The organism is Sphingomonas sp. CFBP 8765, from assembly GCF_014841445.1.
In the GTDB taxonomy this organism is placed as follows: Bacteria; Pseudomonadota; Alphaproteobacteria; order Sphingomonadales; family Sphingomonadaceae; genus Sphingomonas; species Sphingomonas aerolata.
Map to the genome: position 1 here is coordinate 50,512 of NZ_JACYTY010000002.1, position 12,959 is coordinate 63,470.

Below are 12,959 nucleotides of genomic sequence, written 5' to 3' on the forward strand. Positions count from 1 at the left end.
AGGTGTTGCGCTCGCTGTGAGCGAAGCTCCTTCATCACCGTTCGCGATCGAAAAGCGACGAGGGGATTCAAGCTCCGCGTCTCCGCGTCTCCGCGTGAACCCCCTTCTTTCCCCCTCCCCGGCGAAGGCCGGGGCCCAATTGGGGGCCGTAGGTAACGAAGCACCGCGCTCCGTTACTGCGACCTTTTCAACTGGGCCCCGGCCTTCGCCGGGGTGGTGGAAGCACCGCTATTCCGCCGCGACCAGCTCCGCGCTGTCGTCCAGCGGATGCGGCAGGCGCGTCAGCATTTCCTTCGGCACGATCTGCCAGAAATGCGGTGCCACCCGGTCCCAGTCCTCGAGCAGGCCCTTCGACCATTTGCTGTCGGTCGTATCCGCATGGTCGCGCACCAGGTCGAGCAGGACGTCCGCCCAGTGGAGCGACTTCACCCGGTCCCAGGTGATGTTCTCGGGATTGGCGCGCTTTGCGAACAGGCCCTCGGGATCATAGACGAACGCCATCCCCCCGGTCATCCCGGCGCCGAAGTTCGCCCCCACCGCGCCGAGGACGACCGCGATTCCGTTGGTCATATATTCGCAGCCGTTCGCGCCGCAGCCCTCGACGACCACGGTCGCGCCCGAGTTGCGGACTGCGAACCGCTCGCCCGCCTGCCCCGCCGCGAACAGCCGGCCGCTGGTCGCGCCATAGAGCACGGTGTTGCCGATGATCGTGTTGTCCTGGCTGGCGAGCGGCGAACTCACCGCGGGCCGGACGATGATCGTCCCCCCCGACAGTCCCTTGCCGACATAGTCGTTCGAATCGCCGAACACCTCGAGCGTGATCCCCTTGCAGAGGAACGCACCGAGCGACTGGCCCGCCGAGCCGCGCAACCGGATCGTGACGTGATCGTCGGCGAGCGTCGACATGCCGAACTTGCGCGTGATCTCGCTCGACAGCCGCGTGCCCACCGCGCGGTGCGTGTTGCGCACCGAATAGGTCAGCTGCATCTTCTCGCCGCGCGAGAACACCGCCGCGGCATCCTTGATGATCTGCGCGTCGAGGCTGTCGGGCACTTCGTTGCGGAAGGTCGAGAGCGAGAAGCGCCGCTCGGCATCCGACGCGTCGACCTTGGCGAGGATCGGGTTGAGATCGAGATCGTCGAGATGCTCGGCACCACGGCTGACCTGCCGCAACAGCTCGGTACGGCCGATCACGTCGTCGAGGCTCTTCACGCCCAGCCGCGCGAGGATGTCGCGGACTTCCTCGGCGATGAACGTCATCAGGTTGATGACCTTCTCGGGCGTGCCGACGAACTTCTGCCTGAGCGCGTCGTTCTGCGTGCAGATACCGACCGGACAGGTGTTCGAATGACACTGGCGGACCATGATGCAGCCCATCGCCACCAGCGACAGCGTGCCGATCCCGAACTCTTCCGCGCCGAGGATCGCGGCGATCACGATGTCGCGTCCGGTCTTGAGCCCGCCATCGGTGCGCAGCCGCACGCGCCCGCGCAGGCCGTTGAGCGTCAGCACCTGGTTGACCTCGGACAGCCCCATTTCCCACGGCGTGCCCGCATATTTGATCGACGTCTGCGGCGACGCGCCGGTCCCGCCGACATGCCCCGCGATCAGGATCACGTCGGCATGCGCCTTCGCGACGCCCGCCGCCACGGTGCCGATGCCCGCCGAGCTGACGAGCTTCACACAGACCCGCGCGCGCGGATTGATCTGCTTCAGGTCGTAGATGAGCTGCGCCAGATCCTCGATCGAGTAGATGTCATGGTGCGGCGGCGGCGAGATCAACGTCACGCCGGGCGTCGCATGACGCAGCTTGGCGATAAACTCGGTCACCTTGAAGCCGGGCAGCTGGCCGCCCTCGCCGGGCTTGGCGCCCTGCGCGACCTTGACCTCGATCTCCTCGCACGCGTTCAGATATTCCGCGGTCACGCCGAACCGGCCGGAGGCGATCTGCTTGATCGTCGAGTTCGCATTGTCGCCGTTCGCGTACGGCACGAAGCGCGACTTGTCCTCGCCACCCTCGCCCGACACCGCCTTCGCGCCGATCCGGTTCATCGCGATCGCCAGCGTCTCGTGCGCCTCGGGAGAGAGAGCGCCGAGCGACATGCCCGGCGTCACGAACCGCTTGCGGATCTCGGTGATCGCCTCGACCTGGTCGACGGGCACGCCCTCGGCCGGGAAGTTAAACTGGAGAAGGTCGCGCAGATACACCGGCGGCAGGTCGGACACCCCGCGCGAGAATTGCAGATAGCTCGTATAGCTGTCGGTCGCGACCGCGGTCTGGAGCAGGTGCATCAGCTGCGCCGAATAGGCATGCGTCTCGCCGGTGTGGCGCTGGCGATAGAATCCGCCGATCGGCAGCGTCGCGACCGCCGGATCGAACGCCGCTTCGTGGCGATCGGTCGCGTTGACGTGGAGCGAGGCATAGCCCTCGCCGCTGATCTTCGCGGGCATGCCGGGGAACAGGTCGTTCACCAGGCTGCGCGACAGGCCGACCGCCTCGAAATTATAGCCGCCGCGGTAGGACGATATGACCGCGATGCCCATCTTCGACATGATCTTGAGCAGCCCCTCTTCGACCGCGACGCGGTGGCGGCGGAGGCATTCGGCGAGATCGAGATCACCGAACAGCCCGCGGCTCTGGCGATCGACGATCGCGGCCTCGGCCAGATACGCGTTCACGGTGGTCGCGCCGACGCCGATCAGCACGGCATAATAGTGCGTGTCGAGGCATTCCGCGGTGCGCACGTTGATCGACGCATAGGAGCGCAGGCCGCGACGGACGAGATGCGTGTGCACCGCCGCCACCGCGAGCACGCCGGCGATGCCGACGCGGTCCTCGCCGATCGCCTCGTCGGTCAGGAACAGTTCGCTCTTGCCCTGGCGGACCGCCTGCTCGGCCTCGTTGCGGATCCGCTGGATCGCCGCGCGCAGCTTCTCCGGGCCGCCGCCCGCGTCGAAGGTGCAGTCGATCTCGGCGACCGCGCCGCCGAAATGCGCCTTCAGCCGCGCCCAATGCTCACCGGTGAGCACCGGTGAATCGAGCACCAGCACGCGCTCGCGCTGGTCGCGCACGTCGAGGATGTTGGCGAGATTGCCGAACCGCGTCTTGAGCGACATCACGTGCCGCTCGCGCAGCGGGTCGATTGGCGGGTTTGTCACCTGGCTGAAATTCTGGCGGAAGAACTGGCTAATCAGCCGCGGCTTGTCCGAAATGACCGCGAGCGGCGTGTCGTCGCCCATCGATCCGATCGCTTCCTTGGCCGATTCGACCATCGGCGACAGGATCAGCTCCATGTCCTCGATCGTCTGCCCGGCCGCGACCTGGCGTCGCGCCAGCTCGGCGCGATCATAGCGGACCACGGCGTCCTCGACCGACGGCAGGTCTGCCAGCGTGTGGAACTCGCCGATCATCGCGGCATAGTCGGCCTCGCCGGAGATGCGATCCTTGACCGCGCGGTCCTGCAACAGCCGTCCTTCGTCGAGGTCGACCGCGATCATCTCGCCCGGCCCGAGCCGCCCCTTGGCGATGATCGTCGATTCGGGGACGACAACCATCCCGCTTTCCGATCCGACGATCAGCAGCCCGTCGACGGTCAACGTGTAGCGCAGCGGCCTGAGCGCGTTGCGGTCCATGCCTGCGACGGCCCAGCGGCCATCGGTCATCGCCAGCGCGGCCGGGCCGTCCCATGGCTCCATCACCGACGCCAGATACTGGTACATCGCGCGGTGCTCGGGCGGCATGTCGGGGCTCGCGGCCTCGGGCACCAGCATCAGCTTTGCGGTCGGCGCGTCGCGGCCCGAGCGGCAGATCGCCTCGAACACCGCATCGAGCGCGGCGGTATCGGACGCGCCTGCCGGGATCACCGGCTTGATGTCCTCCGAATTATCGCCGAACGCGAGGCTCGCCATCCGGATCTCGTGGGAGAGCATCCAGTTCTTGTTGCCGCGGATCGTGTTGATTTCGCCGTTATGCGCAAGGCACCGGAACGGTTGCGCCAGCCACCATTGCGGGAAGGTGTTGGTCGAATAGCGCTGATGGAAGATCGCGACGCGGCTCTCGAACCGCTGGTCGCACAAATCGGGATAGAAGACCGACAGCGATTCGGCGAGGAAGAGCCCCTTGTAGATGATCGAGCGGCACGACAGCGAACAGATGTAGAAGCCCTGGATCTGCGCCGCGATCACGCGCTTCTCGATACGCCTGCGGACCAGGTACAGCGTCTTCTCGAACTCGGCGGCGTCCTGTTCTTCGGGCAGCGGCCCGGCGATCATGATCTGCTCGATCTCGGGGCGCGTCGCCTGCGCCTTCTGGCCGATCACCGACACGTCGACGGGCACCTGGCGCCAGCCATAGATGGTATAGCCCGCCTCGATGATCGCGCTCTCGACGATCGTCCGGCAATCCTCCTGCGCCCCCAGATCGGTGCGCGGCAGGAAGATCATGCCGACCGCGAGCCGGTTCGGCCGCACCTTGTGCCCCGAAGCGGCGACCGCATCGTCGAAGAACTTGAGCGGAAGGTCGATGTGAAGACCTGCGCCATCACCGGTCTTGCCGTCCGCATCGACCGCGCCGCGGTGCCACACCGCCTTCAGCGCATCGACCGCGGACTGCACGACGCGCCGCGACGCGCGGCCATCGGTCGCGGCGACGAGACCCACGCCGCAGGCATCACCCTCGAATTCGGGACGGTACATGCCGTGCTCGGCGAGATATTGGCGCTGATCGGTGCTGGAGTCGGTCATCGTCACTTCTTCTTTTGCTCGGGCGTGGCAACCTGCTTGGCGAATTCGGCGACATCGGCCTGCATGTGGCGCATCGAGGATTCCATCATCGACCGCTGCCACGCGGCGACGTCAGGATCGGCCATGATCGTCAGCGACTGCTGCATGTACAGGCGTCCGCTCGGCGTCGCGAAGAACGCCTTGATGTCGCGACACTGGGCGACGTCGAAGCGGCGCGCATAGGCACGCGCCATCGTATCGAACATGCCCGGCATGCCGTCGCGCATCAACGTCAGCGTGCGAGTCTGCTGTTGGTTCATGAAGGCGGCAAACTGCGCCTGCATCTGCGGATTTTTAGCCATTGCGCTGCTGAACATCGGGCTCTGCGCCATGCCCTGCTGGAGATTGCCCAACATCGGCGCGATCATGCCCTCGATCATCCGCGCGCGCGATTCGGGAGGCATCAAGACGTCGATCAATTCGCGCGCTGCTGCAAGTCGGGCCGGATCAGGTGCCGCGGCGGCAACAGGCGCTGCCTGCGCATGCGCCGCCGACGGGACTGCCGCACCCGCCAGCAACACCGCCCCGAGAAACCCGAGCCTCATGCCGCGACCTTCGCGCTGGCCGCCTTCGCCTTGAGATACTTGTGCATCGTCGCGGCCACGTCGCGGCCGTCGCGGATCGCCCACACGACCAGGCTTGCGCCGCGGACGATGTCGCCCGCTGCGAACACGCCGTCGAGGCTGGTCATCAGCGTCTTGCCATCGACCAGCACGGTACCCCAGCGGCTTACCCCCAGTTCGGGCGTCGCGAACAAGGTCGGCAGGTCCTCGGCATCGAAGCCCAGCGCCTTGATGACCAGGTCGGCATCGACCGAATAGTCACCGGCAGGATCGGGTTCGGGCGTGCGGCGACCGCTCGCATCGGCTGCGCCCAGACGCATCTTGCGCACCCTGACGCTCGACACGCTCTCGCCGCCGTCGAAGCTCTGCGGGCCCGACAACCAGACGAATTCGACGCCCTCCTCCTCGGCATTGGCGACTTCGCGCTGCGACCCGGGCATGTTCGCGCGGTCGCGGCGATAGAGGCATTTCACCGACTTGGCGCCCTGGCGGATCGCGGTGCGGACACAGTCCATCGCGGTATCGCCGCCGCCGATCACGACGACGTCCTTGCCCTCGGCATTCAGGCTGCCGTCGTCGAACGCGGGGACCGCATCACCGAAACCCTTGCGGTTCGACGCGACGAGGAAGTCGAGCGCCGCCACCACGCCATTGGAACCGCCACCGGGCAGGTCCATCGCGCGCGCCTTGTACACGCCGGTCGCGATCAGGATCGCGTCGTGGCGCTGCCTCAGCTCGTCGAGGCTGGCGTCGTCACCGACCGCAAAGCCTTCGTGGAACACGATGCCCGCGGTCTTCAGTCGCTCGACCCGACGCATGACAATCGGCTTTTCGAGCTTGAACCCGGGAATGCCATAAGTGAGCAGGCCGCCCGCGCGGTCGTAACGATCATAGACGTGCACGTCATAGCCGTGGCCGCGCAGATATTCGGCGGCGCTCAGCCCGGCAGGCCCTGCCCCGATCACGCCGACCGACTGGCCGCGAGACTTGCCGGGGACCAGCGGCTCGACCCAGCCATTCTCCCAGGCGGTGTCGGTGATGAACTTCTCGACCGAGCCGATCGTGACCGCGCCGTGGCCCGTGAACTCGATGACGCAATTACCCTCGCACAGCCGGTCCTGCGGACAGATGCGACCGCAGATCTCGGGCATGGTCGAGGTCGCGTTGCTGAGCTCATACGCCTCGCGAAGCCGGCCCTCAGCGGTCAGGCGCAGCCAGTCGGGGATATGATTGTGGAGCGGACAATGGACCGAGCAATAGGGCACGCCGCATTGCGAACAGCGCCCCGCCTGCTCCTCGGCGGGTTCGACTGCATAGCGCGCGGCGATCTCGCGGAAATCGTCCGCGCGTTCCACCGCATTACGCTTGTCGGGATAGGATTGCTCCCGCCCGACGAATTTGAGCATCGAATCGTTCGCCATTTATGCCTCCGACAATCGCGTTATTGCGTCGTCGAAGGTTTGTCACGGCAAAAACGCCTATTATGTCAGCTAAACTGACCTATATATTACGCCAAATCTCGCAGGTCGGGGGATATATTCACAAATCTCACGGAATATATCCCGACTCGGACCTATTTCGATAGGAGCCATACCAGCGCGGCGGAGCCCGCGGCGATGCGATACCATGCAAACGGCACAAACCCGTGCTTGGTGACGATTCCGACGAACCATTTGACCACCAGCAACGCGACGACGAACGAAACGAGCGCGCCGATCGCGATCGACAGCAGGCCGACACCCTCGCCGCTGGTCAGCGCCGCATGGTTCTTCATCAGTTCGAGCCCGCTCGCCCCCAGCATCGTGGGGATGGCGAGGAAGAAGCTGAACTCGGCGGCGGTGCGCCGCTCGACGCCGAGTGCCAGCGCCCCGAGGATCGTTGCGCCCGAGCGGCTGACGCCAGGGATCATCGCGAGGCACTGGAGCAGGCCGATCCCGACGACGGTGCGCAGCGGGATGTCAGCGACACCGCTTATGTCGCTGCGCGGTGCGAACCGCTCGACCGCTAGAATGGCGAAGCCGCCAACGACCAGCGCGATCGCGACCACCTCGGCATTGCCGAGCAGCGCCTCGATATAATGGTGCAGCGCCAGCCCGATCACCGCGGCAGGGATGAAGGCGACCACCAGATTGCGCAGAAACAGCCAGGATTTCGGCTCGCGGCGAATGAGGCCCATGCCCACCGCCCAGAAGGTCCGCCAGTACAGGACCACGATCGCAAGGATCGCGCCGAGCTGGATGACGACGTTGAACACCTCCCAGCGCCCCGCATCATAGCCGAGCAGCCGCGTCGCGAGGATGAGATGGCCTGTCGACGAGACCGGCAGGAATTCGGTGATCCCCTCGACGATGCCGAGAAGGATGACGGTAAGAAGTTCGGACACGCAAAAGCTCCCGCAGCGCGGTGAATCAGGACTGGTCGATCAGTGTCGATGGCGGCTGGACCCGCATCGGGATCAGACCACGTGGGTCGCCGAATGCGTGTCCACCTGGGTGTCGGCCCGAGTTGCGGCACGGCGACCGAACCGCCCAGCCTTGCGGAAACGGACGAGCCAGCCCGGCGCGACCGTCGACATCGGCGTCGCCTCGATCCCCATCGCCTTCAGCCCGTCGACCCCGGTGACGATATTGTCGCTCTGCAGCATCCGCCACTGATCCTGGGTGATCGGCGCGCCTGGAAGGAACCCGGCCTTGGCGATCAGTGCCCCGGCAAAATCGGGCAATTCGACGATCGACGGTTCGCGGCCGATCGCGGCGGCGATCCAGCGGATCAGGTTGCCCATGGTGATGACGTCCGGCCCGCCAATCTCCAGCGTCTTGCCGCCGAACGTCTCGGGAGCCGAGGCCGCGGCGACGATCGCGTCCGCGACGTTGCCGACGAACACGGGCTGGAACTTGGCTCCAGCGCGCAGCACGGGCACGACCGGCGCCTTGGCGATCATTCCGGCGAAGCGGTTCACGAACTGATCCTCCTGCCCGAAGATGATCGACGGCCGCAGGATCGTCGCGTTGGGGAAGGCCGCGCGGACCGCCGCCTCGCCCTCGCCCTTCGACTTGCCATAGGCCGAGTCCGATGCGGCGTCCGCACCGATCGCCGAGACATGGACCAGCGCGCCGACCCCCGCCTTGGCGGCTGCCTCCGCCACGGTCCGCGCGCCGAGCGCCTGGACGCCGTGGAAATCACCCGCCAGCACCCCGACCAGGTTCACGACGATGTCCGCACCCTGCACCGCCTGCGCGATCGTCGCGGGCTTGGTCACGTCGGCGCCGACAAATTGCGTCTGCCCGAGCCCGCCAAGTGGCTTGAGAAAAAACGCCTGCCGCGGATCGCGCTGTGCGATCCGGACCCGCGCACCCGACGCCAGCAGCGCCTGCGCGACATAGCGGCCGACGAAACCTCCGCCCCCGATCAGCGTCACCAGTCTGTCGTTCATCGCCCGTCCGTCCAATTCTTTATGCCTGCCCGCCCTTTGCCCCAGCAAGAGGGTTGTTGACAAGCATCGCAACCCTCCACTAGAGGCGCCCTCCTACCCCGTGCCCGGATGGCGGAATTGGTAGACGCACCAGCTTCAGGTGCTGGCGATCGCAAGGTCGTGGAGGTTCGAGTCCTCTTCCGGGCACCATTCTCACCAGGTGGGTGAGACGACGGTCAGCGCCTAAGGCGATCCGTCGGGCGGCCGATCGGCAATGCCCCAAGCAATCAGATCTTAGCTCACACACTACCGACCACCTCGGCAACCGAAGCCCGGTCCGCCCCCGTCAGATCAGCGCTCCAGCGCTAGGCCTGCTGCCCGGGTTCGATGCACTGCGGCACACGCGTCCGGCTTCAGCCGGCCGACCTCAGCCACACGCCGCCCCAGACTTCGGAAGGACCGTCAAAGACAGTGACGGGTTCGGGTCGACCGTCCTTCCTCCGCAGTAGCATTCAGGTCCATGGTATCGGTCCCATATTCATTCCACGGATCAATCAGGCCTGATCTGCATCATAGTTAATGAAGATATCAGACATTATCCCCTATAGTAAGTGTCTGCCCAGACCACTTCCCGATCTTCCTCGAGACTGCATCCAAGCCGGGAAAATTGCGTCTTGATACCGTGCGGCACGGCTTTTGGAAGAAAATGCATAGCAAATGGCATAATAGGTTCAAATCGGATGTTGATTATAGGGTGCTATAGGCGTAGGCGTCGATCAAAGACTGGAGCATATCATGTCCGAAGACATTATTGAGCTGAACGCTGTTGAATTGGCGACCGAACTGACGATCGCGTGGCTGACAAACCCCAATACGCGCACGTCCGCCGAAGAGGTTCCGTCGTTCCTCGGCAAGATGCACGACACCGTGTCTGCATTGCTGGGCACGTCGACGGAGGAGCCCGTGGTCGAGCCCGTCGCCGAATACACCCCGGCAGTCTCGGTCCGGAAATCGCTGGCATCGAAAGATCACATCATCTCGATGATCGACGGCAAGCCGTACAAGACACTGCGCCGTCACCTGGCGACGCACGGCATGACGCCGATCGAATATCGCGAACGCTACGGGCTGAAGCCGGACTATCCAATGGTCGCCGAGACCTATTCGGAAAGCCGCCGTGCCATGGCCAAGAAGATCGGTCTCGGTCGCAAGCCCGGCGCCCGCAAGACCGAAGCCCCGGCTGCCGCGCCGCAGCGCAAGCGCAAGGTCGAGGCTGTCGCCGAATAAGCGACGCGGGTCGACCGATCTGAGCGACTACAGGGGTCGGTGGTTCGCCACCGGCCCCTTTTCGCATTAGGCAGGGCGCACGCGCCGTTGCCGCCCCTCACCACCCCGGCGGACACCGGCCGGGTCGTCGCGCCGGGCTAGCTGCCGAAACGACCCCGACGGTAGAGCAAGGTGATCGCGACGCGCCGGTTGCGCGGATCGCTCGGGTTCTTGACGATCAGCGGCTCGCGGTCCGCGACACCCTCGATCCGTTCGAAGCGCGCCTCGGGCGTGCCGCCGGCGAGCAGCCGCCGTCGTGTCGCCTCGGCGCGCCCCGACGAGAGCATCCAGTTGTTCATCGCGCGCGGATCGCCATAGGGCACGCTGTCGGTGTGCCCGCGGATCATGATCGGGTTCGCCGACCCTGCAATGGATCCCGCGATCATCCCGATCAGATCGCCTGCCCTGGCGTCGAGCGCCGTCGTGCCCAGCGCGAACATCGAATAATCGGCATCGTCGATCAGGTCGATGCGCATCCCGTCCTGCGTCGGCACGAAGCGGATGTGGCTCGCCAGACGCGACAGGTTCTTCGACTGTTCGATCTGGCGGAGCACCTTGCGGCGCATCGCGTCGAAATTGCGGCGATCCTCCGCATTCAGCGCGTCGAGCCCCTTCTTGTTGCCCTTGGGCCCGGTGCCGGTGTCCGCGCCGCCCGCGCCCGCATTCGGAATGGCGATCTGCGGCAGGCTGGTCTGCCCCGCTTGCGGACCGATCTTGTTCTTCGACAGGATCGACTCGCCACCCAGCAGCGCCCCGCCGCCGATCCCCAGCGTGTGCGTGTCGATCAGCGTCGGCGCGAAATAGTCGGCAATGCCCTTGCGCTGTTTCTCGGTCGTCGCGCCGAGGATCCACAGCAGCAGGAAGAACGCCATCATCGCGGTCACGAAATCGGCATAGGCGACCTTCCAGGCACCGCCATGATGGCCGCCATGGCCCTCGATATAGACCTTCTTGACGATGATCTTGGGCGGCTGGTTCGCCCCGTGCGGCGCGCGTGCCATCCTACTTCCCGCGCAGCCCGTCAAAGACTTCGGCGAAGCCCGGCTGGTTGCGATGCGCGATCCCCGAGCGCGCCGCCTCGATCACCAGCGGCTGCGGATGGCCGTGGAGCGAGGCGATGATGATCTGCTTCACCACGCCGTAGATCGAGGCATCGGCGTCGAGCACCTGCTTCAGCCGGTTCGCCAGCGGCGCGACCATGCCATAGGCCAGCAGCACGCCCATGAACGTGCCGACCAGCGCCGACCCGATCATCGAGCCGAGCACCGACGGCGGCTTGTCGATCGATCCCATCGTCTTCACCACGCCGAGCACCGCCGCGACGATGCCGAGCGCAGGCAGCGCGTCGGCGAGGCTGGTCAGCGTGCCGTGCGCGCTTTCCTCCTCGTGATGATGCGTCTTGATCGACTGGTCCATCACCTCCTCGACCGCATGCACGTCGAGCGTACCGCTCGACACCACGACGAGGCGCAGCGTGTCGGCGATCAGGTTGATCAGCGCATGGTCCTTCAGCAGCTTGGGGTATTCGGCGAAGACCGCGGAGGAATTGGGGTCCTCGACATGCGGCTCGAGCGCGATCGGCCCGTCGACGCGCAGCATCTTCATCAGCTTGCTGACGAGGAAAATGACGTCGAGATAATCCTGCTTCTTATATTTCGGGCCCTTGAAGACCTTCATCAGCCCGCCGCCGAGGCCTTTGAGCTCCTTGCCCGAATTGCCGATGATCAGCGCGCCGGCGGCCGCACCGCCGATGATGAGCATCTCGTGCGGGATCGCCTCGAGCACGGGGCCGAGCGCCCCGCCGGTAAACGCGAAGCCGCCGAATACCATGACGAGCAGGACGACGATGCCGATAATCGGAAACATGGTGTTGGAAATTCCCCCAAAGCCCGGAATGCCGGCCCTGTCACCGGAGGATTAACCGGATTTCGTAGCCATCCGGTTACCGGACCCGCTCGATCCGTTCTATAAATGCGCTCAGCGAAGATAATCGAACAGCGACAGCGCGCTGAGCTTCGAGAAGCTCGCCTGAGTCGCCGACAGGATCGTCATCGTCTTCTGCAACTCGGTGATCGCCGTCGTGATGTCGGTGCCCTCGATCGACTGGCGGGTATCCTCGCGGTCGACCGCGACGTCCTTCAGCCGGGCGGTTTCTAGATCGACCCGCGACGCGCGCGCGCCGAGCGACGCCTGGATCGACGACACCTGTTCCGACGCCGCCGACAGATCGTCGAGTGCGGTATCGAGCGCGGCGGGATCATAGCTTTCGGCCTGGAGCGCGGTCGCGATCGCGCCTAATACCGCCAGCGTGTCCTTGCCGTCGGCGCGCAGCACGCGCGACGCCGATTCGTTCGCCTGGACGCTCGCGCCGTCGCCGACCGGGATCGGCGAGACACTGGTCGTCGCCAGCGCATAGCTGCCATCGGCCTGCTTCACCGCCGCGGGCCCGCCGTCCGCGCCGCCGAAGATCGGCTGGCCGCGCAGGTCCTTGACGTTCGCGAGACTCGCGATTGTATCGACGATGCCCGCGATTTCGACGCCGATCGCCTTGCGCGCATCGCCGCTCTGCGTGCCGTTGCGCGCCTGCACCGTGAGTTCGGACACGCGCTGCAACTGCGCGGTGATCGCACTGAGCGTGGTGTCCGACTGTTTCAGCACCGATGCGGCGGTCGTCAGGTTCGCGGCATAGGCCTTGTCGTCGACGGCATCGCGCGCGAGCCCCGCCAGCCGCTGATAGGCGGCGCTGTCGGACGAGGGCGCGGTGAATTTGATGCCGGACGAGATCTGCGTCTGCAAAGCGTCCGCCTGCTTCGACAGCGCATTCATCGCCTTCGCCGAGCGGTCGTAGAACAGGCTGGTCGCGATCTGCATAAGGC

9 protein-coding genes and 1 tRNA gene are annotated in these 12,959 nt (G+C 65.6%); 2 read left to right on the top strand and 8 right to left on the bottom strand.

Annotated features, from left to right (window positions below; genetic code table 11):
- Positions 1–228: 228 nt before the first annotated feature.
- The 5 genes from gltB to IFT87_RS04715 all read right to left on the bottom strand — a co-directional run bounded on the left by gltB (position 229) and on the right by IFT87_RS04715 (position 8,778).
- A complete protein-coding gene (gene gltB / locus IFT87_RS04695; RefSeq protein WP_192007767.1) occupies positions 229–4,743 on the bottom strand; it encodes a glutamate synthase large subunit in 4,515 nt (1,504 codons plus the stop codon).
- 2 nt (positions 4,744–4,745) lie between these two features.
- Positions 4,746–5,327 carry a DUF2059 domain-containing protein gene (locus IFT87_RS04700; protein WP_192007769.1) on the bottom strand — a complete coding sequence of 194 codons (582 nt, stop codon included), beginning with the start codon at positions 5,325–5,327 and terminating at the stop codon, positions 4,746–4,748.
- A complete protein-coding gene (locus IFT87_RS04705; RefSeq protein WP_037527153.1) occupies positions 5,324–6,766 on the bottom strand; it encodes an NAD(P)-dependent oxidoreductase in 1,443 nt (480 codons plus the stop codon). The genes IFT87_RS04700 and IFT87_RS04705 overlap by 4 nt, the downstream gene beginning before the upstream one ends.
- Positions 6,767–6,918: 152 nt before the next feature.
- Positions 6,919–7,728, bottom strand: coding sequence for an undecaprenyl-diphosphate phosphatase (locus tag IFT87_RS04710; protein WP_031441542.1), 810 nt, complete (start codon positions 7,726–7,728; stop codon positions 6,919–6,921).
- Positions 7,729–7,800: 72 nt separating this feature from the next.
- A complete protein-coding gene (locus IFT87_RS04715) occupies positions 7,801–8,778 on the bottom strand; it encodes a complex I NDUFA9 subunit family protein (protein WP_042467568.1) in 978 nt (325 codons plus the stop codon).
- A gap of 102 nt (positions 8,779–8,880) precedes the next feature.
- On the opposite strand from IFT87_RS04715, the gene IFT87_RS04720 reads away from it, so the two are divergent.
- Positions 8,881–8,967: transfer RNA gene (locus IFT87_RS04720), tRNA-Leu, on the top strand.
- A gap of 585 nt (positions 8,968–9,552) precedes the next feature.
- The gene (locus tag IFT87_RS04725) at positions 9,553–10,044 is read left to right on the top strand and encodes a MucR family transcriptional regulator (RefSeq protein ID WP_031394198.1); all 492 of its coding nucleotides are present in this window, start codon (positions 9,553–9,555) and stop codon (positions 10,042–10,044) included.
- A gap of 137 nt (positions 10,045–10,181) precedes the next feature.
- Here IFT87_RS04725 and IFT87_RS04730 read toward each other — a convergent pair whose 3' ends face one another.
- From IFT87_RS04730 to IFT87_RS04740, 3 genes are all read right to left on the bottom strand, one after another.
- Positions 10,182–11,084 carry a flagellar motor protein MotB gene (locus IFT87_RS04730; RefSeq protein ID WP_031441540.1) on the bottom strand — a complete coding sequence of 301 codons (903 nt, stop codon included), beginning with the start codon at positions 11,082–11,084 and terminating at the stop codon, positions 10,182–10,184.
- A 1-nt stretch (position 11,085) separates the two neighbouring features.
- A complete protein-coding gene (gene motA / locus IFT87_RS04735) occupies positions 11,086–11,949 on the bottom strand; it encodes a flagellar motor stator protein MotA (protein ID WP_031394196.1) in 864 nt (287 codons plus the stop codon).
- A 111-nt stretch (positions 11,950–12,060) separates the two neighbouring features.
- Complete coding sequence (locus IFT87_RS04740; RefSeq protein ID WP_192007770.1) at positions 12,061–12,954, bottom strand: flagellin N-terminal helical domain-containing protein; 894 nt, start codon at positions 12,952–12,954, stop codon at positions 12,061–12,063.
- Between the last annotated feature and the right edge of the window lie 5 nt (positions 12,955–12,959).

Excerpts from the sequence above, each read along its gene's own strand:
- gltB (WP_192007767.1), bottom strand. The coding sequence starts at position 4,743 with ATGACCGACTCCAGCACCGATCAGCGCCAATATCTCGCCGAGCACGGC.
- IFT87_RS04700 (WP_192007769.1), bottom strand. The coding sequence starts at position 5,327 with ATGAGGCTCGGGTTTCTCGGGGCGGTGTTGCTGGCGGGTGCGGCAGTC.
- IFT87_RS04705 (WP_037527153.1), bottom strand. The coding sequence starts at position 6,766 with ATGGCGAACGATTCGATGCTCAAATTCGTCGGGCGGGAGCAATCCTAT.
- IFT87_RS04715 (WP_042467568.1), bottom strand. The coding sequence starts at position 8,778 with ATGAACGACAGACTGGTGACGCTGATCGGGGGCGGAGGTTTCGTCGGC.
- IFT87_RS04725 (WP_031394198.1), top strand. The coding sequence starts at position 9,553 with ATGTCCGAAGACATTATTGAGCTGAACGCTGTTGAATTGGCGACCGAA.
- IFT87_RS04730 (WP_031441540.1), bottom strand. The coding sequence starts at position 11,084 with ATGGCACGCGCGCCGCACGGGGCGAACCAGCCGCCCAAGATCATCGTC.
- motA (WP_031394196.1), bottom strand. The coding sequence starts at position 11,949 with ATGTTTCCGATTATCGGCATCGTCGTCCTGCTCGTCATGGTATTCGGC.
- IFT87_RS04740 (WP_192007770.1), bottom strand. The coding sequence starts at position 12,954 with ATGCAGATCGCGACCAGCCTGTTCTACGACCGCTCGGCGAAGGCGATG.